Origin of the sequence: Psychrobacter sp. KCTC 72983 (assembly GCF_014280455.1) — a bacterium.
GTDB classification, from domain to species: domain Bacteria; phylum Pseudomonadota; class Gammaproteobacteria; order Pseudomonadales; family Moraxellaceae; genus Psychrobacter; species Psychrobacter pacificensis.
Window position 1 is genome coordinate 81,309 of sequence record NZ_CP060390.1, and the last position, 26,198, is coordinate 107,506.

Consider the following 26,198-nt stretch of genomic DNA (forward strand, 5'->3'; position numbering starts at 1 on the left):
TCAACAGGATTAAAAGACGTATCAGTGATTTATGCTTATGATAAGCGTGATGAAACTGTACAGATCATTACTACTCATGCGTCTGCAAAAAACGCTCAACCACGCGGAACTGCCCTGCTGTACTCTCCTCGCCATACATCGCTTGACGGAAGGCGTTGGAGTTGGGGATGCCTGTCGTATACCACGCAATATGCTTGCGGGCGATACGGCAGCCAGAGTACTCGCCGTAAAAGTCATACAGCTCTTGCAAATGCGCCAGTACAACTTCCTTAATCTCGCTCACACTTGGGGCATTAAGCACATCACCTGTGCGCAAAAAGCGCTCAATATCACGAAATATCCACGGCTGACCTTGCGCGGCTCGCCCAATCATCACTGCATCACAGCCTGTCATCTCATAAACATGCTGCGCTTTTTGCGCGCTATCGATATCGCCATTCGCAATGACAGGAATGCTAATGCTGTCTTTGACTTCGCGTATTAACTCATAACGCGCCTCGCCCGTATACATATCCTCGCGCGTACGCCCATGAATCGCAATCGCGGCAATACCTGCTTGCTCTGCCCGCTTGGCGACTCGCAGGATGTTTTCACGACCGTTTTCAAACCCCAATCGTGTCTTTAGTGTGACAGGCGCATCAACGGCATTGACTGCAGCATCAAGCAATCTTGCTACTAAATCCTCATCTTGCAGCAGCGCTGAGCCTGCCAGCTTACGGCAGACTTTTTTGGCCGGACAGCCCATATTGATATCGATAATCTGCGCGCCATTATCGATTTGATAACGAGCCGCTTCAGCCAATTTGTCTGGCTCTGCGCCTGCTATCTGTGCAGAAATAGGCGCAATCTCATTGTCGAAATTGGCACGATATAGGGATTTTTTGCGTGCATAAAGTGCCGTATCAGCGATGATCATCTCGCTGACCGCATGACCTGCGCCAAATGACTTACACAATCGGCGAAAAGGATTGTCCGTCACGCCCGCCATCGGCGCAACCATCAAACGGTTTTCAATCGTCAGGCCACCTATATTTAAGGGTTGCAACAATGGATGGTCGGACAAAGTCGAGGATGAAGGTAACACAGGAGAATCAATAGACATAGAAAAACGGCTTGATTTGTAAGGAAAACAAGCCGTTATTCTAAGGATTCTTACATTTATTGCAAGCGATTAACGTGAATAGCTTGCATAAGCATTACTCATTTTTGATACATTCTATTCATTATTTATCAAGCACACTGCCCTGCTCTAGCGTGATAGCATCATCATGCGCTTGCATACGCCACGGTAGGCTATCAGGTGACACATTCAAGAAGTGCAAATACTTCTCGAACTGATCGATGATATCATTGATCACTGATTCAGACTTATAGCCGTATAAGTCATAGGTCTGACCACCACGGCGCAGATACACCTCAGCGCGATGATGGTGCTCTTGCGGCAAGGTGTCGGCGCTGCTTTCAGTATAATAATCAGGCGCTTCATGTTCAGACAAGCGTACCTCATACCAAAACTCGACATCGTCACCACGTTGCAACTCAAGCACGGCACGGTTATTGGCTGCATCATAATTCACCTCAGTCGTCCAGCCGGTTTCTGCAAATTTAGACGACACTTCCATCATCGAAGGCATCACCACTTCTTTGATGTAGTTCAAGACCTTTTCACGCGTCGGCTTGTCGGTCATATAATCAATACGCTCACGCCATGCAGACGGTTTAAGTAAGTGCGGCGGTAGTTTGTTATTTTGATCGAGGCTTTGATTACGATGTCCCTCGATACGCAATGCGCGCCACATACCGAACATGGAGATCAGAATGATAATCGCAAATGGTAGTGCACTAACGATTGCTGCCGTTTGTAGCGCTGTGAGACCGCCTGCAATCAAAAGCACCGCGGCAACGGCCCCTTCAGTCACTACCCAAAAGCTGCGCTGCCACCATGGCGTATCACTACGCCCACCAGCCGCTAGCGAATCGATCACCAATGAGCCAGAATCCGATGACGTTACAAAAAACGTAATAATCAACAAAATAGTCAATGACGACACAAATTCGGTAAACGGTAATCGCTCTAATAACTTAAATAAAGCAATCGCTTGGTTGTTTTGTACCTCGCTAATGAGTGAGTTATAGCCATCGACCATAATCATATGTAGGGCAGTATCACCAAATACAGAAAACCAGAAGAATGTAAAGAACGTTGGCACCAACATCACACCGAGTACAAACTCACGGATGGTACGACCACGGCTAATCTTGGCAATAAACAGACCGACAAAGGGGGCCCATGCAATCGTCCATGCAAAGATAAATAAGGTCCAGCTACCGATCCAATCGCTATTCTCATACGCTTGTAAGCTAAAGGTACGCTCAACGATATTACCCAAATAACTACCCGTATTTTCCATAAAGGCATTTAGGATAAAGATCGTCGGCCCTACTACAAATACAAACACCATCAGCGCAGTTGCCAATACCATATTTAGAATAGACAAGCGTTTTACCCCTTTGTCCATCCCTGCCAATACGGACACCAGTGCTGCTGATGTCACTAATGCAATCGCCACGACCTGTATGGTAGTATTCACGGGGATAATATCAGGTAACAAGTAGTTTAGACCTGCATTGATTTGCGATACTGACAGACCAAGACTGGTAGCAATACCGAACATCGTACCCAATATCGCAAACACATCGACCGTATGACCGATAGGGCCATGAATCCTGTCACCAATAATCGGATACAGTGTCGAGCGTATTGATAATGGTAGACCATGACGAAACGCAAAATACGCCAGTGATAAACCAACAACACCATAAATCGCCCAAATATGAAAACCCCAATGGAAATACGCAATTTGCATCGCCTCTTTTGCCGCCGCAATGGTCTGAGGATCAGACATTGGCGGACTAGAAAAATGCATGACTGGCTCGGCAACCCCGTAGAATAGTAAGGCAATGCCGTAACCTGCCGAAAACAGCATGGCAAACCATTCAAGGAATCCGTATTCCGCCTCAGCATGATCAGGGCCCAGCTTGATACTGCCATAAGACGAAAACGCCAGTACAATAATAAACATCAAAAACAGCGCCACTGCCAGCATATAAAACCAGCCGAATGTCTCGGTCGTAAAGCTAAGCACATCGCTAAACAAAGCCCCTGCTGCCTCAGGATTGATGGCGGTACCGATGACCAACAGCATCATAATCACAGCTGCGGGTATAAAGACTGGTAGTAAAATGGTAGAGCGTGAACCGTTACTCATAAGCAGTGGTATCCTCAAATCCATAAAAATAAGTGATAAAGAATCCTATTCCTGATACTCATCAACATAGTAGATATCAATCTACAAACAATAGATGTCATCAATATTAAAACAGCACGTTAGCAATAATACCGACGCATTCTGTATAGATGGGAATACTATGTAACATAAACTTTAGCCAAATCCCAAGATAAACGCGTGTTTACAACAATAACTTAACGTTTATTACACAATGATTACTAGGCAATAAAAAAGGCAACTTGTTAGTTGCCCTTCAATCTTATATACCTATCATCCTAGCAATTTATACCTCGATATCAGGCAGCACTAATAGCTGTAGCAAGTCGCTGAGCAATATCTGCAAGCTCACCTTGATCCGCCTGCGTTACTGCATGACGTCCTAACTCATGAATACTCGATGGAATCAAATGCACATGATAATGAAAAACCGTTTGACCGGCTTGTGAGCCATTCAACTGCATCTGAATAACGCCTTCACGCTCAAACACTTGACGCTGTGCTTGCACAACCTTTTTAGAAGTCATCAGGACAGCAGCGGCATACTCTGGCTCAAGATCTACCAAATCTACCGCTTTTTGCTTAGGTATCACCAATACATGACCTTCGGCTTGCGGCATGATATCCATAAAAGCAAGGGTTTTGTCGTCTTCATAGACTTTATGACAAGGAATATCACCATCTAACATTTTGGCAAAGATATTATTGTCGTCATAAGCAGTCTTTTGATTTACTTCAGTCATTATTTTTTCCTTTGATTATTTGATTGTTGGATGCTTAACAGCTTTTAAAATGGTTTAGAGCGCTTGTCATATAGTGGACGAAATATAAGTTTAGTACAAGTTGCTATCATTTCCGTCGTTGATAAAATCAAGCTGTACACTCCCTAGCTTATCCCACTAATTTATTGGCGGGCCATGCCCTTAAAATGTTATATTAACCCTCTACTTTAATAACGCTATGTTTATGGATTCGTCTACTTTGCCAACTCAAACAGATATGGATAATACTGCTATAACCCTTGATAATAAGGAAGAACACTCTGATATTGAGAGTGAAAGCGGTACTAAAACTATCGATCCAAACGCTATCATCTTAGCAGAAGCTTTGACTGACAAGGCGATTAGCTGGCAGATACACAACTGTAAAATCATCAAAAAGACCGTCACGCAAGATTTGCCACTGCCTTTTCTGTATCATTATGATAGCTTAGACGATGCCGTCAAGCGGTCGCATCCGCTTACACCTGAATTACTGCTTCAATTCAATACACCTATGTCAGCTCGTGAAGCGGCTCAGTTAATTGGCATTGACGAGGAGCTGCTGACCAGTCCTTGGCATGTAAAAATTATGGGCTCATTGGTGGTATTTAGTGAGGCATTGCAGTTAGCCGTACGCCTACATTGGACCAATACGAGCAAAGAGACGCAGCAAATCTATACTAAGGATGCCGCCGACGCTATTATTGCCGCTTTTGAAGACTGGCAGTTTTTTGGTCGTGTAGACGTCCTTTATAAAAATAATAAGCAGATATTAATCAGTATTGACGAGCAAAACTCTAATACGCAAGAGCTACCTGCCGAATCGCTATTGACGATTGAGGCAAGTGGTGACTATCAACAACTACTGGCCACCCATGCGCTGGCAGTTATTATGAAGCTAGAAGCCGATAAAGCTGAACTACCTTGGTTTGAAAAAGCCATCTTAGCGCGTCTTGAATAGTCCATTTTTACCCATCTTTTATGGTTATAACTTCATTATTATTGGCACATGATTTTTTATTATTCATATCTAATGGTATGGTAATGAATTAGTATTATTCACTAGTCCTCACCCTCTATAAAAAGCACACTATCCTTATCAGAACTGAGGGTGCAGATTTTAACAACCCCGCCTATTTGTAAGGAATATCACATGGATTATCGCTCAAAAACCTCTACCGGCGGTCGTAATATGGCAGGCGCGCGCGCATTATGGCGTGCCACTGGCATGACTGACGGCGACTTTGGCAAGCCAATCATTGCGATTGCCAACTCTTTTACCCAATTCGTACCCGGCCATGTGCATCTAAAAGATCTTGGACAACTGGTCGCCCGTGAGATTGAGCAAGCAGGCGGCGTTGCAAAAGAGTTCAATACCATTGCGGTCGATGATGGTATTGCGATGGGCCATAGCGGTATGTTGTACTCGCTACCAAGCCGTGATTTGATCGCTGATTCTGTCGAGTATATGGTCAATGCCCACTGTGCAGATGCGCTGGTTTGTATTTCTAACTGTGACAAAATCACCCCCGGTATGCTGATGGCAGCAATGCGTCTTAACATACCTGTGGTATTTATTTCAGGTGGCCCAATGGAAGCGGGCAAAATCCTAGCCAGTACCGTCGGTAAGAGCCACAATACCGATAGTAATGATAACAGTGCCATTCGTAAGCTTGACCTCGTTGATGCAATGATGGACGCGGCTGATGACAGCATCAGTGATGAGGACGTGGCCACTATCGAAGCCTCAGCCTGTCCGACTTGCGGCTCGTGCTCTGGGATGTTCACAGCCAACTCGATGAACTGCTTGACCGAAGCGTTAGGCTTGGCCCTACCGGGTAATGGCTCGCTACTCGCTACTCATTCACTACGCCGTGAGCTGTTTTTGGAAGCGGGACGCACTATTGTCTCGCTTGCGAAACGTCGCTACGAGCAAGATGATGATTCAGTATTACCACGCTCAATCGCGACCAAAGCCGCTTTTGAGAACGCAATGAGCTTAGATATTGCCATGGGGGGTTCAACCAATACGATCTTGCATCTACTTGCTGCGGCCAATGAAGCTGAGATTGATTTTAAAATGGCTGATATTGACCGTTTAAGCCGCGGTGTGCCTTGCCTAGCAAAAGTAGCCCCTGCCTCACAAAAATTCCATATGGAAGACGTGCATCGTGCGGGCGGTGTTTTTGCGTTGTTGGCTGAACTTGATCGTGCGGGATTGTTGAAAACTGACGTGCCGACCATCCATAGTACGACAATGAAAGAAGCGATTGATAAGTGGGATATCATGAATCATGATAACCATGAGGCACGCGCGCGCTTCCTTGCTGCACCGGGTGGCGTTCGCACCACCGAGGCGTTTTCACAATCAAAAGAGTGGTCAAACCTTGACGTCAACCGTGAGTCAGGTTGTATCCGTAGTGCCGAACACGCCTACTCTGCAGATGGTGGATTGGCTGTACTGTATGGCAATATTGCCGAACGTGGCTGCGTGGTCAAAACCGCTGGTGTCGATGAGAGTATCTTAACCTTTACCGGTCGCGCGCGTATTTTTGAATCACAAGATGCGGCTGTCGCGGCAGTTTTAGACGACAAAATCGTTGCAGGCGATGTGGTCATCATCCGCTATGAGGGCCCTAAAGGTGGCCCTGGTATGCAAGAGATGCTCTATCCAACGACGTATCTGAAGTCAAAAGGTTTGGGTAAAGAATGCGCCCTACTCACTGATGGTCGTTTTTCTGGTGGCACATCCGGTCTATCAATCGGTCATGTCAGCCCAGAAGCTGCTGAAGGCGGTGCCATTGGTCTGGTTGAAGAAGGTGATAGCATTCACATCGACATTCCAAATCGTACTATCAACATGCAAGTCAGTGATGCAGACTTGGCCGCACGCCGAGAAGCTATGGAAGCACGCGGTCGCGACGCATGGAAACCCGTCAGTCGTGATCGTCATGTCTCGCCGGCATTACGTGCTTATGCTGCAATGACGACCAGTGCGGACACTGGCGCTGTGCGCGACGTAAGCCAAGTTGAGCGCTAAGAACGCTATCTAAACCCTTCGTTTTCATAACTTACTTATAAAAATCTATCAAGCCTGCGCCATGCAGGCTTTTTTTTTCACCAAAAAACAACGCATCTGTCGTTCTGATAACTATTTCTTTCGGTAATAATTCTTTTTTATCGTTATGATAAGTCATATTGCAGGCTAGATATTAAACATCCATACCAACCATTATCAATATCGAAAGCCAACCTCTCAAAACAAATCCTTAAAATATAACAACGTGCGAAAACCTTATGATTGAAAACTATAATTTATTTTTATTAATCTGCGGTATCGCCTTTTTGTTAGGGGCATTGTTTCCTGTTATCTTTAAACGCACCTCGATATCATTGCCTATGCTACAAGTGAGTTTCGGTCTAATGATGGGTTACTGGTGGACGTCTCTATCGTTTTTGGACCCTATCAATAATGGAATAATCATCGAAAAACTGACTGAAATTGTCATTTTAGTCTCGTTGGTTGGTGCGGGTATCAAAATTGATACTGATTTCTCTTGGCAGCTGTGGCGGCCGACGGTTAGGCTCTTACTCATTACAATGCCCATCGGTATTTTTGCGATGGCAGGGTTAGGCTATTATGCCTTTGGCTTGAGCCTTGGCGCTGCTATTTTGCTGGGTGCGGTATTAGCACCTACCGATCCTGTTCTGGCTTCTAGTATTCAGGTGGGCCCCCCTAATACAGGAAGAGAGGACACACCTCGCTTTACGTTGACTTCAGAAGCAGGGTTAAACGACGGATTGGCTTTTCCTTTTGTTTACTTGGCGATTAAAATTGCGGAAGCTTTTAGTGAAGGAAACGCTTTTACCAGTGAGATGCTGTGGTCATGGTTCACCCATGATGTTTTGTGGAAGATTGGCGCAGGGGTATTGGTTGGTGTGCTGGTTGGTAAGGCGATGGCCAAAGCAGTATTTTCTAAACACACCCGTGAGACCACGATATCGCAAGGATATGTAGTTATTGCTCTGACTTTGGTGGCATATGGTGTCGCAGAGTATGTGCACAGCTATGGTTTTATCGCTGTTTTCGTCGCTGCATTTGCATTTAGGCGTTCAGAATGTGAGCACTCCTACCATCAAAAACTACACGATTTTGCTGAGCAATCAGAAGGTTTGTTAATGTCGTTAGTACTGGTTATTTTTGGTATGTTCTTGGGTCAAGGTTTGCAAGCTGGTGTTGAGCTAACATGGCGTGTCTATATTGTGAGTTTTACCTTCCTGCTCCTCATACGTCCTATTGGCGGATTTATCGCGTTATCAGGACTTCATTTACCCCGTACTGAAAAATACGCAATTTCAGCACTAGGTATACGCGGTATTGGTACTTTGTACTATCTGTCTTATGCGCTCAACACAGATTTCTTTGCTGAGGATGATGCACTCAAACTCTGGATTGTCTGCTCGATTGTGATTCTGACCTCCATCTTCATCCATGGTCTGAGCGCAACAAGGCTACTTAAAATGACACCAAAAGAGCATCATTAACCATTCATGCTGCTATTATCATTGATAAAGTGGATTCATTTATAGAACTGCCTTTATCAGCGTACTTCATCAACCCAGCTCAAAACCACTTCTGTCAATGCAAACTGACGGATATCATTGAGCATGGTGGTGTCAAAATTATGGATAAAGGCAAATGACAGTTGACGCGTAGGATCACACCAAGCGACTGAGCCGTTATATCCCATGTGCCCAAACCCTGATAATGCTGGATCAATGCTATTATCGATAGTGTCGTTACCACTGCATATACTGAATAATCTGTGGTAGCCCAGTCGCCACTGCATAGGTGCTGGCATGACGGCATCTAGGCCTGTGACTTGTATTGCGGAGAGCTGCTTAAACGTAGCACTATCAATTAGCGTCTGCCCTTGCCAAACCCCACCATTGGCCAACATAGCATAGATAGTGGCTAGCGCATCCGCTGAAGCGACGCCATTAGCAGCGGGAATGATTGCCTGTAGTGTCTTGCGATTGTGATAATCAAGTGCTTGTTTTCCGGCAGGAATGAGCGCTGCTTTATAGTTTTTAAGATTGAGCTGACTGGTATTAAAATATAGGCTATTAATACGCGCAGTATTTAATACAGGTTGTATGTTATCAATATTTTTATCGTCCAGATCGTCGTTAAGGCTACTTTGCGTTTCAGCTGTACGCTCATCATTGAGCATTTTCTGTTGCCAGCAATAATAGCTAGGCAGACTTGCATAAGTATGTAAGGTGCTTGGTGAGTCGGATTTTAGGGTTGGTTTTTGGCGCTTGTTACGCAGTTGTACGCTATCCTCATTTGATGACTCAAAGTCTTTGGCAAGCTTTGCTACTTGATCTACTTTGCTATCTGGTACACCAAAATAGCAACTGTCTGCAATACCTAAAGGCTCGGTTAGATACTGACGTAAAGCTTCGGCTAATGACATATGCGTTACGGCTTCTATCACACCGCCAAGTACCCAACCATAGACCAACGCGCTATAAGCGCTGTCATATACAGCGGCGTCCTCAGGTGCTGTGATAGGCATTCCTTCAATATGATTCAGCATAACGCGCCAATCGAGCATCGTGTCACTATCGACATCGATACTGGTGATCGAAAACAAATCCGCCTGATGTGACATCACCTGTCGCAAGGTAATTTTGTCTTTACCTGTTGCGGCAAACTCTGGCCAATAGTGAGCAATAGGCACATCATAACCAAGCAGCTGCTGCGAAACCAATACATGCAGTAGCGTCGCTAAGATGCCTTTACCGGTAGAAAAATTGATGGCAAGCGTATCAGACTGCCATGATGCATCCAAACGCGCCATACCTGTACTTGCCTGTGCAATACACTCGCCTGCCTGATACACAACCACAGCACCACCAGCTGGCGCGTCATCTAGCTGTAAGTCTGTCAATAACTGCTGTAAGCGGCGTTGTAAATCTATGCTCATAGATGTATCGATATTTTTATCATTATTTTGCTTGTTGTCGTCCATCATTGCTACCTTGCTCCAGTATTGTGAACTGACCTCGTATTGAAATCAGTTGGGTACATGCGTTATAGAGATATTGGAGATCAGTATAAATGCATTGATAACCAATAAAAAAGGCCACCTATCGGTCGCCTTTTTATGCTTCAATTATTATGATAATTTAGCGCGGTACTAGCAAGCGATTATGGACTTCTTGTTCAAGCTTGGTCAAGCCGTGACTGCGTCCACGCTCCATAGCCGTATCCATCTTGCGACCACGCAACCAGCCTGCGCGTAGTGCAATGGCAGCCCCTACCCTGTTGCCTGAACCACAGTGTATGGCCATCTTTTTACCATGATACTGACGCAATATATTATCAAAAGCCAATATTTTAAGCTGCTTTAGCTCTTCAGCGCCATTAATAGGCAGGTGCTCATAGCTCATTCCTGCGCGCTCAACGGCAGCTGATTCATTAAAACTCAACTCATCCTCTGACTGCAAATTAATCACCAACTCAACGCCAGCTTTTGCTAGAGCGGCGACTTTTTCCTCATTTAACGCGCCGCACACAATAGTATTGGCATCCGGACGAAAATAAGGCTCAAAGACAGCGGACAAATCAACACCATTGTCAGAATCGCTATGATCATCACTTGAGATATCAGTGACAGCGTTGTCATTAGCAGCTACTGTATCAATAGTCATTGATCTGTCAGCTTGATCCGTAATTGTCGCGCTATTTTGTGAATTCATGTTTTGTGCAGTCATAATGATAAACGTGTTGGTTAAATATGGCTATTAAGATATCGGTTTGAATACGTCGTACAATGCTTGCTACTTGCTATTTAACGTCACGACACCCGCCAAATGTGGCTTACTGTTTTTGGAGCTATATAAGCCAAAATCACAGGTATCGCCGACACTTTCAAGCTGAGCGATTGGCTGCGCAATAAGCTCTACTTCTGCTGGCAAAAAGATCGGTAACTTGAAAGAAACATCAACGGTATAAGCATCAGGCAGCTCATCCATTAGAGCAAGACACTTGGCTTTTGACCACATGCCGTGTGCAATCGCTTTAGGGAAGCCAAACGCGCGTGCTGATAGTGGGTGCAAATGAATCAGGTTAAAGTCACCTGACACAAAAGCATAACGGCGACCAATATCTTCTGGCACTTCAAAAATACTGTGTACGTCTTTTTTACCTACTTCTGGCTTCACAGCAACTGGACGCGGCGTGCTTTTTTTATCTTTACTGCTGGCCGTTTTTTTGCTGCGTGATAGGTAAGTTGACGTTCCTTCCCAGATCACTTTGTCCTCTGCTTTGACCGTGGTGACAAAGTCAAATTGCTGACCTTGAGCATGGTCACGCAAGTTATCAAAAGTGACCGACATGGACACCGTTTCGCGCTCACCGATAGGACGATGCTGCGTGACGCTATTGTCTACGTGTACCAGACCCAACATCGCAAACGGAAACGGCTCTTTGACCATCATATTCATCTGTAGAGTCTGTGATAGTACTGAAAAGTACGTCGCTGGAACTTTACTATTATCAGCAAAGCCACAAATTTTACGATAGTCGTTTAGATTATCATGATCGATATGCAAATCATCGACGTAATAGGTGGCCTGTGGCAATTGATCTTTACTGACTTTGCCGCTGTTACCAATCGGTAGTAAGCTTTTGACAATATTGGCATAGGTAGTGTGCGCTTTTGGCAACGCGTCATAATGGGTGTCTGGCATAAGTAAATCCTAAATGTGGCTTGAACAAGATTTTTAACGTATCTAAAGACATTAAGCAGTCATTGACTGATACCTATTATCAATGAGTACTATATTCAATCAATTTTGCAAGTATCTTTAATAGCAAAAAATAGTTTGGCTGATGGCTCTTGTGTTTTTATCATAAAAAAGCCACCCGTGGGCAGCTTTATTACAAATTATCAGCAAATATTTCGTAAGCATATGTGAGGCAAATCAAAAACAAGGGATAATACCATCACGCTACTTTCTCCTCATTTGCCACACAGTCTCACCAACAAATCAGTATTATGCGCCAAGTAAGCTTTGACCACAAACACGAACTGTGTTGCCATTTAGGCCACCCGAAGCAGGTGAAGCCAACCATGCGATGGTCTCAGCCACGTCAACTGGTAAACCGCCTTGGCTCATTGAATTCATACGACGACCAGCTTCGCGAATAGCAAACGGAATCGCTTCCGTCATTTGTGTTTCGATAAACCCTGGTGCTACTGCATTGATGGTCATGCCTTTTGCGTTGTCTTCTAACTGCTTAGCAGTCGCATTAACCAAGCCAATAACACCCGCTTTAGAAGTGGCATAATTGGTCTGACCCATGTTGCCAGCGATACCTGAAATAGATGACACACAGACGATACGGGCGTTTTCTTTTAGCACGTCATTATCAAGCAAGTAGCGATTCAGCTTAGCAATGCTGCCCAAGTTAATATCGATGACCATATCCCACTTTTTCTCATCCATTCTGGCCAATGTCTTATCACGTGTCACGCCAGCATTATGAATGACTGAATCCAGACCACCACGCTTTTGCGCCGCATCTGCGATTTCTGCACCAGCGTCATCGCTAGTGATGTCTACTGTCAATACAGAGCCACTGATTTCGCTAGCAACTTTTTGTAGGTCAGCTTGCTGCTGCGGTACATCAAGACAGATTACATGCGCGCCCTCGCGAGCCAAGACGCGAGCAATTGCTTCGCCAATACCGCGACTTGCGCCCGTCACTAGCATCGTTTTACCGCCTAGAGGCTGATTCCAATCGACATCAACTGAGTCGCCCTTGCTCACGCGTACCACTTGTCCTGAGACATAAGCTGAACGTGCTGAAGTAAAAAAGCGTAAGGTCGAGTCTAGGTTTTGCTCAGCGCCTGTTTCTACATAGATAAGCTGAGCTGTAATGCCGCGCTTGAACTCTTTGCCTACTGATTTTACAAAGCCCTCAAGTGCCCGTTGTGCCATGGCAGTTTCGATATCAGTGATGTCCTCTGGCGTACGACCAATAACGATCACACGGCCTGATTTTTCAACGCGGCGCGCAACGCTATGAAAAAACTCGTACACTTCTTTTAGCTGATCTGCATTGCTGATATTACTTGCATCAAAAAGCAATACTTTGAACTGATCGTCACCACCTGTATTGGCTTTTGCTTCAACGCCTGCATCAGCAAGGGCGTCTTTAACATCATCACTGCTGTTTACATATACATCAGCATGCACATCTAACAAAATACGTGCAACAGATTCACTAATGCTTTTGTCCTCACCATTAGCACGGCCAACTAGTACACTGCCACGAACCAAACGCTCACCGCTTTCAAAACGATCAAGCGTCGCTGGCATTGGCAAACCTAAGTTCTTTGCGACTTTTTTACCAATAGAAGATTGAACAAAATCACCATAACGGTCTGACATAATATATTCCCTATAAATAATGAATGGTTGAAATAATAATAAACACTAAATGTAATACGCCTATTATATAGACTCATCAACATTGTAATTATTGATATTTGGTAAATCATTTTAAAACTGGCCAAACTATACACTGCCATTAAAAACATGTCCAAAAACAGACAATGTCTACAACAATCTGTAAACAAGTCAGTATACAAGCTGACGACTTTTTACCCACTTACTGACCATCATAACATGTTAAAATCTGACGTATAAGTTATGGCAAACATAATTATTGATAACAATATATTATCAAACATATCATTATGCAATGCTACTATCTGATATTCGTTGGTACTCGTCAGTCTATCAGCGCCTTAACCAGTACGCTTAAAGCTGTCATTGAACTTATACAAGCGACACATCGTTTGCTAAAGACATACATTAAACGAGCACAAAACGACTTATCATACACAGCGACACTAGGCGATAAATGATAATATTTGATTTTTGCTTAACATGACTTTGCCACTTTTTATTTTTACCCTTCAACTTTTCTGCCCATACTTTTTAAGGATAATATTATGAGTAATAAAAATAACCACCCTGATAGTCCAGTTGTCGAAAGCACTGTTGTTAAAGCCAGCGATGCAAAACCACAAGAAATTGCTGAAAACAATGAACCTGCTAAAACTGCTGACGTTAAAGCTGATACTAAGGCCAACGATACCAAGGCTGATAGCACACAAGCTGACAACACAAAAAAAGAAGCGCCAGCTACTAAAAAATCTGACGCTAAAGGAACTGATACCAACGACTCAGAGACTAAAAATACCACTAGCAAACAACCAGATGATGAAAAAGTAGAAACCACAGCAGCTAAAAAACCAGCGACTGCAACTAAAAAAGCGAGTACAACTAAACCTGCTACAAACCAGAATCGTGTGGCAATCTTAGGTGGTAACCGTATTCCATTTGCTCGCTCAAATGGCTCATACGCTGACGTCAGCAATACAGATATGTTGACTGCGGCTCTAGACGGCTTGGTTGAGCGCTACAACTTACAAGACGAAGTCATCGGCGAAGTGGTCGCTGGTGCCGTTATGAAGCTAAGCCGCGATATCAACCTGACTCGCGAAGCAACATTGAACACAGCGCTGAACCCACACACACCAGCCTATGATATCTCACAAGCGTGCGGAACTGGCCTACAAGCGACCTTTGCTTCTGCGAACAAAATCGCACTGGGTATTATCGATTCAGCCATTACAGGCGGCGTAGATACTACTTCAGATGCGCCTATCGCTATTGGTGATGGTCTGCGTAAAGTACTGATCAAGCTTGGTGCCGCCAAAGACAACAAGCAACGCCTAAAGGCATTGATGGGTCTAAATCCAAAAGACTTGATTGACTCACCGCAAAATGGCGAGCCGCGCACTGGTCTATCGATGGGCGAGCACCAAGCCATCACCACGCTTGAGTGGAACATCACTCGTGAAGCTCAAGACGAGCTTGCCTTTAACAGTCACAAAAACCTAGCACGCGCTTATGACGAAGGTTTCTTTGATGACTTGATCACCCCATACAAAGGTCTGACTCGTGATAACAACTTACGTCCAGACACCACGCTAGAGAAACTGGGTAAGCTAAAGCCAGTATTTGGCAAAAAGAACGCCAATCCAACGATGACTGCTGCTAACTCAACGCCACTGACTGATGGCGCATCTTGTGTCCTATTGGGTACTGATGAATGGGCAAAAGAGCATGGTCTAAAACCACTGGCTTATATCGTGCACCAAGAGACAGCAGCGGTAGACTTTATCGGTAAATCTGGTACTACCGAAGGCTTACTCATGGCACCCGCTTATGCGGTACCGCGTATGCTTGAGCGCGCTGGCCTCACGCTACAAGACTTTGATTTCTATGAGATTCATGAAGCGTTTGCCTCACAAGTGCTATCGACACTCGCCGCTTGGGAAGATGAGACATTCTGTGAAGAGCGCCTAGGTCTTGATGCGCCACTAGGCTCGATCGATCGCAGCAAGCTAAACGTGAATGGCTCATCGCTAGCAGCAGGCCATCCATTTGCCGCGACCGGTGGTCGTATCCTAGCCACCGCCGCAAAACTACTTGACCAAAAAGGCTCAGGCCGTGCGCTAATCTCTATCTGCGCAGCCGGTGGTCAAGGCGTGACTTGCATCTTAGAAAAATAAGTTCGGTAAGTAACGAATGAAAATGAGTACTTGATTCATCATTTTTATCAGCTCATCTATTCTCATAAAAAATGCCCTTTAAATAGTTAAAGGGCATTTTTTATTGTCTGTACTTTGCTATGATAGAACCGACCTAGATAGTAGCCTCTTAAAAAAGCTGACACGCCAAACAAAGGTAATATTTATGGGTAAGACAGAATTTCTACTTAAAAAAAAGTTTCTATTAAGAAAAATGAGACAAATCATTTTTGGCTCTGATAAATTGGTAACGACAAAACCCATTACAACCACTGACTTTCAATCACTCACCACCCAGGAGCAATTAGATCAATACAACCGAGAACAAGCCATCTTGGCTGAGCGCATCGAAAAAGACATTCTTGATGATGAGCTACGTCGAAAAATGCATCAAGACCTTATCGATACCTACGATGAAGAGCTAGAAAACGAAATAGATGACTATGCACGTGACTTTCGCTTCAATGGTCGTGAGATGAGTGAGCAAGAAAAACTGGATCGGCGTACCTATTTCCATGAGTTGGTACGATTGCAGCGAGAACTTATTAAGCTGCAAGACTGGGTGGTCGCAAATGGTGAGCGTATCGTCGTTATCTTTGAAGGGCGAGACTCTGCTGGCAAAGGTGGGGCCATTAAACGTATCACTCAGCGGCTAAATCCACGCGTGTGCCGTGTTGCCGCCTTACCTGCTCCTACTGAACGCGAGCAAACCCAGTGGTATTTTCAGCGCTATGTCGCGCATCTACCAGCCGCAGGTGAGATCGTTTTGTTTGATCGTAGTTGGTACAATCGCGGCGGTGTCGAGCGCGTCATGGGCTTTTGTACTGATGAGCAATATGAGGAATTTTTCCAGTCAGTGCCAGAGTTTGAACGCATGCTTGTGCGATCAGGCATTCGCTTGGTGAAATACTGGTTTTCTATTACTGACGATGAGCAGCATGCACGCTTTATGAGCCGAATATACGATCCGCTAAAACAGTGGAAACTCTCGCCGATGGACTTACAATCCCGTAGGCGCTGGGAGGATTATACCAAAGCAAAAGAGACCATGTTTGAGCGCACTCATATCCCTGAGGCCCCATGGTGGGTGGTTGAAGGCAACAATAAGAAGCGCGCTAGGCTCAACTGTATTGCACATCTGCTCGACCAGATTCCTTATAAAGAGATACCTCGTGAGGAAGTTGAATTGCCCAGTCGCAAACGTGATGACGAATACTACCGCGAGCCTATTCCTGATGATATGTACGTACCGTCGCGCTACTAGCACTCATGGATATATATCCTAAAAAAAGCCTTATACAGTTATAAGGCTTTTTTATTAATCATACAATATAGCCATGATGACCATCGATAAAGACGCCTAGGTTTTTGGGTTAAGTGGTATGGGCTACATGGTATAAGTGGATTGCAGGCTATCTATTTTACCAGCCAATAAACGCTCAACTTCGTTCTTGATTCGTTGTCCTGCGATATCACTACCAATTTGCACAGCAAAGCCTGCTGGTCGACCGCTCTGCGTTTTGGAGTTGATCCAAACAACCTTACCATTCATTGGCAAACGCTCACTAGAGTTGGGCAGTGTAACAGCAATAAAAACTTCATTACCCAATTGCTGCGGCTGATCAGAGGGCACAAACAAAGCGCCATTGTTCACAAAAGACAGATAGCTGGCATACAACGTTTCGATAGTCTCAATATGGCAGGTTAAAATCCCGCCGCGTCCTGGCATTGCCATAATCAGCTTCCTTTATCAATTGGGTCAAATATATTTTTATAAATGATTGTGAGATATAAACAAAAGCAATTTATATCAATAAGTTTCAATAGCTCACAAAGGCTATGTCACCACTCCTACAAGCAGGCCAATTCTTGCATTAGCTTATCATAGGCAAATTTTTCTTGCACATTTTGTTGCAGTGCAACTTTGGTTTGCTGCAAACTATCGCCGAATACTTCTAGATTGAGAGCATCGGGTTGATAAGAGGCTAATGCTTCTGATAGGTTGATATCTGTTTGTAATTCATTCAGTCCTAGGCAGATGCGCTTTATGTCTAGGAGCATCCGTTCAGACAGTTGAATAAACTCTTTAATACTCAGCTGTTTTTGCCAATAATCACTTGCCGCTACGCTACTACGTTTACCACTTCGCAGTGCCTGCCATGTGGTCAGCCACAGTGCACGTTTGCTGTACCACGGTGCCTGTGCCAATGCTACCGCAGCGAGAGGTGCGCCGTTTGCTAATTGTATCAACTGCTCAATCGCCATCTTACTGACGGCTTCACGATTGATGGTATGACCGAGCGCTTTTGTCACATAATCGATAGCAACAGCGGGCTCAATAGTCTGTAATGCCAGCTGTTGTACACGGCTCTTGATGGTCGGAAGCAGCTGAGCAGGCGTGTCACTGATTAAAAATAGATGAACTTGCGCTTGCGGCTCCTCCAAGGTTTTGAGTAACGCATTGGCAGCGGCGACGGTCATTTGCTCAGCATGATCTAACACACAGATGCGCATCCCTTGCCCGCCTTGATAAATAAAAGGCTGCAAGGCACGAATGTCATCCACTTTGATTTTAATCGCGCTGTTGCTGGTGCTCTTAGTGGCTTTTTTGTCTTTTGCGCTGCTTGATTTGTCTTGGAGGGTGTCGCTATCCGCATTGATTGGCATACTCACGATTGGCAGCACTTGCAAGCTTGGGTGAGTACCCGACTTGAGCCATTGACAACTTTCACACGTGCCGCATGCGCCTAGTGGATTCGTATCATGCTCGCGGCATAATAACCAAGCCACCAACCGCCATACAAAGGCGTGTTTACCCATTCCCTGCATACCAGCAGCGAGCAATGCATGCGGCAAGGACTGCTGAGTCAATACTCGCTGCGTCAATTGCGACCACAATGTCTGTTGCCACGGCAATAAGGGCGCAAAATAGATACTATCTGAACGCTCTTGCGCGCCTACATTTGCTGTCAGATCATTCATAACAATAGCTCTATCACGTTTTTAGATATTTAGGATGCGGCACGCTAATGATACTCTGGATAATGTGCGAGCGCTTGCTCAAACCATTATTTAGCGGGGTTTTGAAAATCAGCCAAGCGCATGGCATTTAAACGGTTTAGATCCTCTTGGGTATCGACACCAGCCGGCAGTTGACAGGCGGCCTCTGCAATGGCGATAAGCTTACCGTTTTCTAGCACTCGTAGCTGCTCCAGACTCTCGAGTAGCTCAAGTGGCGTCTGTGGCCAATGCACAAACTGCTGTAATAGACTAACGCGATAGGCGTATAAACCCAAATGACGATACGCATTTTTTGGTGGCTGCCTTTGATTGTCATCCGCCAATACGACATCACGATCAAAAGGGATTGGTGCGCGACTAAAATAAAGCGCGCGCTGCAAATTGTTCGTATGTTGGCTGACTACCTTTACCACAGAAGCTCGCTGGAACGTATCGTAATCATTGATAGGCTCACAGAGTGTCGCCATGACGCTGGCCTCATCCGCTACCAAAAGCGCCTGCACCTGCTCAAGCAGTAAGGGAGGTACAAGCGGTTCATCGCCTTGCATATTGACCACAATATCATGATCAGCCCAGCCTTTGATAGCCGCCACTTCCGCCAAGCGGTCAGTGCCTGAAGCATGCTCGCAACTTGTCATCACGACATCAAAACCGGCATCGATACAGACCTTTGCAATGCGCTCATCATCAGTTGCAATACACATATCGTCAGCAAAGGTTGCTGTCTTTGCCTTTTCAGCCACCCAAAGTATCATCGGTTTGCCATGAATGCTCAATAATGGCTTACCGGGTAACCGTGTGCTCTTAAAGCGTGCAGGAATCACAATATGGGTTTTGGCAGGTGTGGTGACAAGCGACATGGTTTATTCCTAAAAATTGTGTCAGTTTGACGTATTGAGTATTATCTATGATGGCGTTTTTGTACCAACATCAGAGTCAGCCTCAATACCCAAAGCTTTTAATTGCTGGTTTAGATGATGATAACAGTTATCGGATAATACGGCCGTCACAGGCAAAACCCACAACCTGCTAATGAGCTGTGCATACTCATCACTTGTTGCTTGCTCCGCCGTATAGTCTGACAGCAATGCTTTTATTTTTACCGCATCTTTGCTAGTAACGACGATAGGATAATCGCTGTATTGCAACAGCTCAGTCAAACTAAAGTCATAGTGATCAGGATAAGGATGCCCTATCACGTCAAAACCAAGAGACTCCAACGTATCAAAAAAACGCTGTGGATAGCCGATACCACTGACTGCGTGTACTCTACTATTGCTGGCAGGAACGACATTATCTATTTGCTTAATAGGTGATTGAGGACTCCATAGATGTTGCAATTCATCAGCTTGCAAATGCATGCTCAAGCGCTCAGAGCTCTGTGGCTTATTACTACTTTTAGCCGAGTCTGTTTTTGGCTTGTCATGATAAATCACATGAGCACCTTCTAGTCGTGACATTGGCTCACGCAAAAATCCGGTTGGCAATAATTGCTCATTACCAAACCCTCGCGCGGCATCTACCACAATCCACTCTATATCCCGCTTGAGCGCATAATGTTGCAAACCATCGTCAGCGATAATTAATTGCAAATCAGGTTCAGCATCCAACAAGGTAGTAATTGCTTGCTGACGATTGGGACATACTGCCATGGCAGCGCCTGTCATATGAACAATCAAACATGGTTCGTCGCCTACTACGTTAGGCAAACTGGTGGCATTGACCAATGCTGGCATTTGGCTCGTATCACCACCATAACCGCGACTGATGACGCCGACTTTTATGCCTCGTTTTTGCAAGTGATTGACCAAGGCGATAATTAACGGTGTTTTGCCGCTACCACCCACACTGATATTACCAATAACCATAACGGGTATAGGTGCGCGATAACTTGATAGCAGCCCAACTTTATAAGCGTGACGACGAAGCAAGGTGATCAGTCCATAAAGCCAGCTAATAGGTAGCAACAGCCATAACCAAGCGGCCTTACGTTGCCATGCATTAGTAATTATCGTTTCAATACTCATGAATAATTGCCATGTATCCTATCGATTCGCTGCTTAGGCGTTGACGCTTTATCAAATAAATCTATTCTACTCAAAGTCTCGAGCATACATTTGCGCATAATGGCCTTGCAGCTGCATCAGCTCATTGTGAGTGCCAAGCTCAACTATCTGACCACCATCCATCACAGCAATACGATCCGCAGATTCAATAGTCGTTAAGCGGTGCGCAATCACTAGCGTCGTACGGTTTTTCATGACGTTATCGAGCGCTTGCTGAATATAATACTCTGACTCATTATCAAGCGCACTGGTGGCTTCATCCAAAATCAGAATCGGCGCATCTTTTAACAACGCGCGAGCAATAGATAGTCGTTGACGCTGGCCGCCAGACAGCTGGAGCCCTTCGGCCCCAATCTCGCTTTGATAGCCGTTTGGCATTTTCATGATAAAGTCATGCGCGAAAGCCGCTTTTGCAGCCTCCTCGACCTCAGCTTGGCTCTTGTTGGCCAATCCCCCATAAGCAATGTTATTAAATACTGTGGTATTAAATAGTACAACCTGCTGATTCACCATCGCAATTTGTGCGCGCAAGCTCTCTAGCTTAATCTGGTCTATCGGCACACCATCTAAGGTAATTTGTCCTGAAGAGGTTTCTAAAGTACGCGTTAAGAGATTAACCAAGGAGGACTTGCCTGCTCCGCTTCGTCCTACCAATGCAACCGTCTCGCCTGCTTTTATATTTAACGTAAAATCACGTAGAGCAACTGTCGAATCTGGATATACCAAACTGATATTATCCAAAGACATCTGACCAGATAACGCCTTGCTGATAGTGCCTGTGTCTTCTTCTTCTGGCTCATCAAGTAATGCAAAAATCGACTCACCAGCAGCAATACCTTTTTGCAGTTTTTGATTGACATCAGTCAATGAACGGACCGGCTTACTCAGTAAACCCGCCGCTGCAATATAGGATATGAACTCTCCTGCTGAAATACCGCTAATAACTGAAGGTCTCAATGCAAGCCATACCACCACCGACATCGCTATCGCCATCAGCAGCTGCACCGCTGGGGTATTGATGCTATTGGTGACGACCACCTTCATGCCTTGACGTAAGTTCTTTTTTGAAGTCTTATCAAAGCGCTCGGCTTCATATGCTTGTCCGCCATAATTCTTTACCACCTGATAGCCACTGATGACCTCATTGGTAATATGACTGACACTACCCATCGTTTTTTGGATACCTTTAGAGAGCTTAAGATAACGCTTGGAGGCAATGCGAATGAGCCATAGTATTGGTGGCAATACGACAAATAGAATTAGAGTCAAGCGCCAGTTGCTATAAAGCAAAAACCCTATCAATGCCACAACCGTCAAACCATCACGCAGCAAGGTCTTCATTGAGTCTGTACTGGCTGCCGTGACTTGCTCAACATCAAATATCAACTTGGATGAGATCGTACCAGCAGGATTGGCCAAATAGAATGAACTTGGCAAGCGCAGTAGCTTATTAAAAACCTCGACCCGCAGCTCATAAACCAAATTACGTGAGACCAAAGCCGAGTAATAGTTACCCAAAAAACTGCCCAGACCGCGTACGAAAAATAGCGCAATGATGAGTAATGGAAATAACGCCTGTTTGCTTCGATCACTTTGGTTAATGGCATCAGTAATGTATTGCAACAGCTTGGCAATCCAAATCTCAGTCCCTGCGTTGATAGCAAAGCCCAAAACAGTCAGTAGCAAAGCCCACCAATACGGTTTTAGATATTTTAATAGACGCAGTAAAGTTTTACTTTTTGGCGGATTAGACGGGGCTGCTGAAGGTTTTTTAGCAGAAGGTTTTGTAGAGTCAGGTGTATAAGCTTGGCTCATAAAAGCCTCAATGTAGGTGTCATGACATGAATGGGCTGTGCTTGATACACAGTTTATAGTAATGATGCGGCAAATATTATTGCGGCAAAGTTTGACCAAGTGGGACAACGGTGCTGATATTTAAGTTCAAAAATCCGAGTTTACCAGCAACATCCATCACCCGTACGACAGATTGATGGGTAGCGTTGGCATCCGCTGCGATGACAAATAGCATATCGCGATTGCTTCCTGCTTCTTGCTGCAACATGCTGGTCAGTTCAGCCTCGTTACTACTAGCAAGCGTAATACCATTCACCAAATAACTGCCATCTTCTTGTACAGCTACTTCTATACTATTTTTTTGCTCTGTCTGCGCCACACCTTCTGCTTCAGGAAGGATAATATTTAAACGACTAAAATGATTAAAAGAAGTAGCCAGTAGTAAAAAGACGATTAAAAACAATAAGCAATCAATCATGGGCGTCAGATTAATTTCAAGCGGCTCAACAGTCGGTTTTCTAAAGCGCATATGAATCTCTTCTACTTACCTGCTATTACGAACGTACTTTGAGCATCAAACTCAGGATCAAAACTATGACAATTATATTGTCGCCATATTGCTTTTATCTACATCTAATCGATCAGTAGCACGCTCATCAATAGTAGTCATACTATTAGCAGGTGCCGCTACGTAAGTATTGTCGAGCAATTGGTAGTCGTATAGCTCTTGAATCATCAGCCCTGCTTGAGTCTCGAACTGTGCATTGATGTCGATGATACGCCGCTGAAAGTATCGATACGCGACAAGCGCTGGGATGGCGACGATCATACCAGCAGCCGTGGTAATTAGTGCTTGTGAGACACCAGCAGCAAGCATTGTTGGATCTTGCATCGCACCATCAGTAATCGCTAAGAATGAAGAAATAATACCTAATACCGTACCTAATAATCCAAGCAATGGCGCAATGGCACCAATTGTACCCAACATATTGATATTTTTTTCTAGCTGGTGGACTTGTACGCTAGCACGATTTTGCATATGCATGGTCATAGACTCTAGGCCGTACTGACGATAGAGCAGCCCCGTTGCCAAAATATCACCAAGCGCTGTCTTCTCTTTGACATTCATCAATTGTGTACGGCCGATATCGCCATTTTCGCGTAGGCGAGTGATGAGCTGCTCACGCAGTCTGCTAGGCACAGTCTTGCTAAATTGCAATGTATGACTACGCTCAATAATGATAACCAATGCCAATATAGAGCAGACGACAATAGGTGTCATTAGCCAGCCGCCTGCCTTTACTAACTCCCACATATTTGCTCTCTTCCATATTTTTAAAAACAGTTATTACGTAGATGGATTTATACGTAAATAGTCGTTACTAATAAATCAGTCCTACTAGCTTGCGTATTGTCTTAAGCCTGTGCTTCTATGTGTTTAATCAAAGCAGCTAACTGGTCTTGACTGTGAAAAAAGATCTCAACACTACCCTGCCCGTCTTTTTTGTGCTTAAGCTTGACTTCAGCACCCAACATATCTGTCAATCTTTGCGTGAGACGCTCTTCGTCACGAGACTGTGCTTGTTCGACACGGTTAGCCTTGGGTACAGGGTTCAAAATGGATTTGACCAGCTTTTCAGCTTCTCGCACCGTCATACCGCCATCGATGATTTTTTGTGCAATGATTGGCTGCTGCTCAGAAGACAATGCTAAAAGCGTTCGAGCGTGACCCATGTCTAGTGCGCTATTTGCCAAATGATCTTTTACCGTATCATGCAATTGATTTAGACGTAGTAAATTCGATACCGTTGTACGCGCCTTGCCTACCACTTCAGCAATCATGGCGTGACTCATACCAAACTCTGTATGAAAGCGCTGCAACGCGGCTGCCTGCTCGATCACCGATAGATCTTCACGCTGGATATTTTCAATTAAGGCCAATGCAATAGCAAGCTCATCAGATAACGCACGCTCAATCGCTGGAATAACCGACTTACCCGCCATTTTTGCCGCGCGCCAGCGACGTTCGCCAGCGATAATTTCATGAGTGACAAATACTTCACTCTTATCTTCATTGGCGAGCAATGGGCGGATAACGATGGGCTGCATCACGCCATGCTGCTCAATAGAAGATGCCAATTCTGCCAGTGCCGTTTCACTCATGTCACGGCGCGGTTGATACTTACCTGCTTGTAGACGCGTGACATCGATCTGCACGAGGCTGATTTGATCCTCTGAAGCGTTTACGTCTGTGCTATTACCACGCGTTTTGTTGATAGCCGTCTTGCTTGTCACACGTGATGAACGAGTACTATTACTGACAGTAGTGTCATTATCAGTGGATTTTGCAGCCGATTTTTTACTGGCTTTGGGCGCAGCCGCATCGACGGGGGCAGTTTTCACAGGCATGTTGGTGTCTAGCGTTTCAGCTGGCACGGCCACATCGCGTGCAGCCATATCATCTTGCAAGGCAGAGGCGGTGATTTGCTTTTCTTTCTTGATTGACCCTAATAAGGCATCTAAGCCTCGATTGGCAGCCAACCCTCTTTTCTTCGCCATGATTACCTATCCTCTAACGCTAAAATAAAAGCCAATTGATTACTGCTGCGGCTTACTAAATACAATGTTAAGTGCTTTATTGTTCGAAAGCTTTTATAGAAAAACTAGCTACTTTGCTTCATCACTTCAGCGGCCAATTTTTGATAGGCGCGCGCGCCTTTTGACCATCTCTCATAAGCAATCACTGGTAGACCATGCGCGGGTGCTTCTGCTAGGCGAATGTTTCTTGGAATATGAGTCTTATACATAATATCGCCAAAGTGCGCTTCTAATTCAGCAGACACATCACGGGCAAGCGTGTTACGCGCATCAAACAGCGTTCTCACAACACCGCGAATATATAACTTAGGGTTTAATTCAGTAAGACGCTCAATCGTCTGTGATAAATCCGCTAATCCCTCTAATGCATAATATTCACACTGCATTGGGATAATCACACTATCAGTTGCAACCAAGGCATTAATCGTCAGTAGGTTCAAACTGGGTGCACAGTCTATAATCACGTAATCGTATGGCGGCTGTTGCGAGGATGTCTGCGCATCAACCAGATTTTTCATCGCCGTTTTGAACAGCTCGTGACTGTCCGTTTTACTCATCAATGTGATGTCCATACCAGCCAAATCACGATTGGCACCGATAACATCAAACCCTGCCGGACTGGTCACAATGGCTTCCGACAGCGCGACACCATCCAGTAAAACATCGGCTATGGTAAGCGTCAGCTCGTTTTTGTCGACACCAGTACCGCTGGTTGCATTGCCCTGTGGGTCTAAGTCAATCAGTAGTACGTGCTTGCGCTTAGCAGCTAAACTGGCGGTCAAGTTTACCGCCGTCGTGGTTTTGCCCACGCCGCCTTTTTGATTCGCAATTGCTATGATTTCCATACACTCACTCAATTTTATTAAGGTCTGTTACTGACTTTTTCTTTTAATTTATTTGCCGCTCAATCTTATATGCTTATGCAGTGCTACTAAATCAGCGCTTCATGAAAGGCAGCCATTTATAAAAAAATTCTTTTATAAATTACCC

22 protein-coding genes are annotated in these 26,198 nt (G+C 44.9%); 5 read left to right on the plus strand and 17 right to left on the minus strand.

Annotation, left to right across the window (positions count from 1 at the left end; all coding sequences use genetic code 11):
* Positions 1 to 70: 70 nt before the first annotated feature.
* The 3 genes from dusB to PSBA01_RS00350 all read right to left on the minus strand — a co-directional run bounded on the left by dusB (position 71) and on the right by PSBA01_RS00350 (position 4,030).
* The gene (gene dusB / locus PSBA01_RS00340) at positions 71 to 1,102 is read right to left on the minus strand and encodes a tRNA dihydrouridine synthase DusB (RefSeq protein WP_186474717.1); all 1,032 of its coding nucleotides are present in this window, start codon (positions 1,100 to 1,102) and stop codon (positions 71 to 73) included.
* Between the two features lie 121 nt (positions 1,103 to 1,223).
* Complete coding sequence (locus PSBA01_RS00345) at positions 1,224 to 3,269, minus strand: BCCT family transporter (RefSeq protein WP_186474718.1); 2,046 nt, start codon at positions 3,267 to 3,269, stop codon at positions 1,224 to 1,226.
* Positions 3,270 to 3,586: 317 nt separating this feature from the next.
* Positions 3,587 to 4,030, minus strand: a complete 444-nt coding sequence (locus tag PSBA01_RS00350; protein WP_186474719.1) for an HIT family protein — start codon at positions 4,028 to 4,030, stop codon at positions 3,587 to 3,589.
* A gap of 223 nt (positions 4,031 to 4,253) precedes the next feature.
* Between PSBA01_RS00350 and PSBA01_RS00355 the strand changes: the two genes are divergently transcribed.
* Positions 4,254 to 5,009, plus strand: coding sequence for a hypothetical protein (locus PSBA01_RS00355; RefSeq protein WP_228724599.1), 756 nt, complete (start codon positions 4,254 to 4,256; stop codon positions 5,007 to 5,009).
* 192 nt (positions 5,010 to 5,201) lie between these two features.
* Positions 5,202 to 7,088, plus strand: a complete 1,887-nt coding sequence (gene ilvD / locus PSBA01_RS00360; protein ID WP_186474720.1) for a dihydroxy-acid dehydratase — start codon at positions 5,202 to 5,204, stop codon at positions 7,086 to 7,088.
* 31 nt (positions 7,089 to 7,119) lie between these two features.
* Here the strand turns inward: ilvD and PSBA01_RS13360 are convergent, their stop codons facing one another.
* Positions 7,120 to 7,245 carry a hypothetical protein gene (locus PSBA01_RS13360; protein WP_267448336.1) on the minus strand — a complete coding sequence of 42 codons (126 nt, stop codon included), beginning with the start codon at positions 7,243 to 7,245 and terminating at the stop codon, positions 7,120 to 7,122.
* A gap of 100 nt (positions 7,246 to 7,345) precedes the next feature.
* Here PSBA01_RS13360 and PSBA01_RS00365 point away from each other — a divergent pair, with 100 nt between their 5' ends.
* Positions 7,346 to 8,593 carry a cation:proton antiporter gene (locus PSBA01_RS00365; protein WP_186474721.1) on the plus strand — a complete coding sequence of 416 codons (1,248 nt, stop codon included), beginning with the start codon at positions 7,346 to 7,348 and terminating at the stop codon, positions 8,591 to 8,593.
* A 56-nt stretch (positions 8,594 to 8,649) separates the two neighbouring features.
* Here PSBA01_RS00365 and PSBA01_RS00370 read toward each other — a convergent pair whose 3' ends face one another.
* From PSBA01_RS00370 to PSBA01_RS00385, 4 genes are all read right to left on the minus strand, one after another.
* Positions 8,650 to 10,089: a serine hydrolase domain-containing protein gene (locus tag PSBA01_RS00370; protein ID WP_416383506.1), complete on the minus strand. Its 1,440-nt coding sequence runs from the start codon at positions 10,087 to 10,089 to the stop codon at positions 8,650 to 8,652.
* A 154-nt stretch (positions 10,090 to 10,243) separates the two neighbouring features.
* Positions 10,244 to 10,768, minus strand: coding sequence for a beta-lactamase hydrolase domain-containing protein (locus tag PSBA01_RS00375; protein ID WP_186475384.1), 525 nt, complete (start codon positions 10,766 to 10,768; stop codon positions 10,244 to 10,246).
* Between the two features lie 129 nt (positions 10,769 to 10,897).
* Positions 10,898 to 11,809, minus strand: a complete 912-nt coding sequence (locus PSBA01_RS00380; RefSeq protein WP_071001360.1) for a MaoC family dehydratase — start codon at positions 11,807 to 11,809, stop codon at positions 10,898 to 10,900.
* Between the two features lie 306 nt (positions 11,810 to 12,115).
* Positions 12,116 to 13,516 (minus strand): 3-oxoacyl-ACP reductase, encoded by a 1,401-nt coding sequence (locus PSBA01_RS00385; protein WP_058024956.1) that lies wholly within the window; start codon positions 13,514 to 13,516, stop codon positions 12,116 to 12,118.
* A 566-nt stretch (positions 13,517 to 14,082) separates the two neighbouring features.
* Between PSBA01_RS00385 and PSBA01_RS00390 the strand changes: the two genes are divergently transcribed.
* Positions 14,083 to 15,711 (plus strand): acetyl-CoA C-acetyltransferase, encoded by a 1,629-nt coding sequence (locus PSBA01_RS00390; RefSeq protein WP_071001359.1) that lies wholly within the window; start codon positions 14,083 to 14,085, stop codon positions 15,709 to 15,711.
* A gap of 232 nt (positions 15,712 to 15,943) precedes the next feature.
* Positions 15,944 to 16,993, plus strand: a complete 1,050-nt coding sequence (gene ppk2, locus PSBA01_RS00395) for a polyphosphate kinase 2 (RefSeq protein WP_228724600.1) — start codon at positions 15,944 to 15,946, stop codon at positions 16,991 to 16,993.
* 123 nt (positions 16,994 to 17,116) lie between these two features.
* Here the strand turns inward: ppk2 and PSBA01_RS00400 are convergent, their stop codons facing one another.
* The 9 genes from PSBA01_RS00400 to PSBA01_RS00440 form a co-directional block, all read right to left on the minus strand.
* Positions 17,117 to 17,464: a PilZ domain-containing protein gene (locus PSBA01_RS00400; protein ID WP_058024954.1), complete on the minus strand. Its 348-nt coding sequence runs from the start codon at positions 17,462 to 17,464 to the stop codon at positions 17,117 to 17,119.
* 116 nt (positions 17,465 to 17,580) lie between these two features.
* Complete coding sequence (locus PSBA01_RS00405) at positions 17,581 to 18,711, minus strand: DNA polymerase III subunit delta' (protein ID WP_071001358.1); 1,131 nt, start codon at positions 18,709 to 18,711, stop codon at positions 17,581 to 17,583.
* Positions 18,712 to 18,797: 86 nt separating this feature from the next.
* Positions 18,798 to 19,610: a 3-deoxy-manno-octulosonate cytidylyltransferase gene (kdsB, locus tag PSBA01_RS00410; protein WP_186474722.1), complete on the minus strand. Its 813-nt coding sequence runs from the start codon at positions 19,608 to 19,610 to the stop codon at positions 18,798 to 18,800.
* A 45-nt stretch (positions 19,611 to 19,655) separates the two neighbouring features.
* Entirely contained in the window at positions 19,656 to 20,777 is a 1,122-nt protein-coding gene (lpxK, locus tag PSBA01_RS00415) for a tetraacyldisaccharide 4'-kinase (protein WP_186474723.1), read from the minus strand.
* 66 nt (positions 20,778 to 20,843) lie between these two features.
* Positions 20,844 to 22,631 carry a lipid A export permease/ATP-binding protein MsbA gene (gene msbA / locus PSBA01_RS00420; RefSeq protein WP_071001355.1) on the minus strand — a complete coding sequence of 596 codons (1,788 nt, stop codon included), beginning with the start codon at positions 22,629 to 22,631 and terminating at the stop codon, positions 20,844 to 20,846.
* Between the two features lie 76 nt (positions 22,632 to 22,707).
* A complete protein-coding gene (locus PSBA01_RS00425) occupies positions 22,708 to 23,139 on the minus strand; it encodes an ExbD/TolR family protein (RefSeq protein WP_058024949.1) in 432 nt (143 codons plus the stop codon).
* Positions 23,140 to 23,211: 72 nt separating this feature from the next.
* The gene (locus tag PSBA01_RS00430; protein WP_071001354.1) at positions 23,212 to 23,925 is read right to left on the minus strand and encodes a MotA/TolQ/ExbB proton channel family protein; all 714 of its coding nucleotides are present in this window, start codon (positions 23,923 to 23,925) and stop codon (positions 23,212 to 23,214) included.
* A 101-nt stretch (positions 23,926 to 24,026) separates the two neighbouring features.
* Positions 24,027 to 25,169, minus strand: a complete 1,143-nt coding sequence (locus tag PSBA01_RS00435; RefSeq protein WP_071001353.1) for a ParB/RepB/Spo0J family partition protein — start codon at positions 25,167 to 25,169, stop codon at positions 24,027 to 24,029.
* A gap of 104 nt (positions 25,170 to 25,273) precedes the next feature.
* Positions 25,274 to 26,053, minus strand: coding sequence for a ParA family protein (locus tag PSBA01_RS00440; protein WP_186474724.1), 780 nt, complete (start codon positions 26,051 to 26,053; stop codon positions 25,274 to 25,276).
* Between the last annotated feature and the right edge of the window lie 145 nt (positions 26,054 to 26,198).

Bases quoted from the DNA above. Each gene is read 5' to 3' on its own strand.
- dusB (WP_186474717.1), bottom strand. From the start codon at position 1,102: ATGTCTATTGATTCTCCTGTGTTACCTTCATCCTCGACTTTGTCCGAC.
- PSBA01_RS00345 (WP_186474718.1), bottom strand. From the start codon at position 3,269: ATGAGTAACGGTTCACGCTCTACCATTTTACTACCAGTCTTTATACCC.
- PSBA01_RS00350 (WP_186474719.1), bottom strand. From the start codon at position 4,030: ATGACTGAAGTAAATCAAAAGACTGCTTATGACGACAATAATATCTTT.
- PSBA01_RS00355 (WP_228724599.1), top strand. From the start codon at position 4,254: ATGGATTCGTCTACTTTGCCAACTCAAACAGATATGGATAATACTGCT.
- ilvD (WP_186474720.1), top strand. From the start codon at position 5,202: ATGGATTATCGCTCAAAAACCTCTACCGGCGGTCGTAATATGGCAGGC.
- PSBA01_RS13360 (WP_267448336.1), bottom strand. From the start codon at position 7,245: ATGACTTATCATAACGATAAAAAAGAATTATTACCGAAAGAAATAGTT.
- PSBA01_RS00365 (WP_186474721.1), top strand. From the start codon at position 7,346: ATGATTGAAAACTATAATTTATTTTTATTAATCTGCGGTATCGCCTTT.
- PSBA01_RS00370 (WP_416383506.1), bottom strand. From the start codon at position 10,089: ATGATGGACGACAACAAGCAAAATAATGATAAAAATATCGATACATCT.
- PSBA01_RS00375 (WP_186475384.1), bottom strand. From the start codon at position 10,768: ATGACTATTGATACAGTAGCTGCTAATGACAACGCTGTCACTGATATC.
- PSBA01_RS00380 (WP_071001360.1), bottom strand. From the start codon at position 11,809: ATGCCAGACACCCATTATGACGCGTTGCCAAAAGCGCACACTACCTAT.
- PSBA01_RS00385 (WP_058024956.1), bottom strand. From the start codon at position 13,516: ATGTCAGACCGTTATGGTGATTTTGTTCAATCTTCTATTGGTAAAAAA.
- PSBA01_RS00390 (WP_071001359.1), top strand. From the start codon at position 14,083: ATGAGTAATAAAAATAACCACCCTGATAGTCCAGTTGTCGAAAGCACT.
- ppk2 (WP_228724600.1), top strand. From the start codon at position 15,944: ATGAGACAAATCATTTTTGGCTCTGATAAATTGGTAACGACAAAACCC.
- PSBA01_RS00400 (WP_058024954.1), bottom strand. From the start codon at position 17,464: ATGGCAATGCCAGGACGCGGCGGGATTTTAACCTGCCATATTGAGACT.
- PSBA01_RS00405 (WP_071001358.1), bottom strand. From the start codon at position 18,711: ATGAATGATCTGACAGCAAATGTAGGCGCGCAAGAGCGTTCAGATAGT.
- kdsB (WP_186474722.1), bottom strand. From the start codon at position 19,610: ATGTCGCTTGTCACCACACCTGCCAAAACCCATATTGTGATTCCTGCA.
- lpxK (WP_186474723.1), bottom strand. From the start codon at position 20,777: ATGAGTATTGAAACGATAATTACTAATGCATGGCAACGTAAGGCCGCT.
- msbA (WP_071001355.1), bottom strand. From the start codon at position 22,631: ATGAGCCAAGCTTATACACCTGACTCTACAAAACCTTCTGCTAAAAAA.
- PSBA01_RS00425 (WP_058024949.1), bottom strand. From the start codon at position 23,139: ATGCGCTTTAGAAAACCGACTGTTGAGCCGCTTGAAATTAATCTGACG.
- PSBA01_RS00430 (WP_071001354.1), bottom strand. From the start codon at position 23,925: ATGTGGGAGTTAGTAAAGGCAGGCGGCTGGCTAATGACACCTATTGTC.
- PSBA01_RS00435 (WP_071001353.1), bottom strand. From the start codon at position 25,169: ATGGCGAAGAAAAGAGGGTTGGCTGCCAATCGAGGCTTAGATGCCTTA.
- PSBA01_RS00440 (WP_186474724.1), bottom strand. From the start codon at position 26,053: ATGGAAATCATAGCAATTGCGAATCAAAAAGGCGGCGTGGGCAAAACC.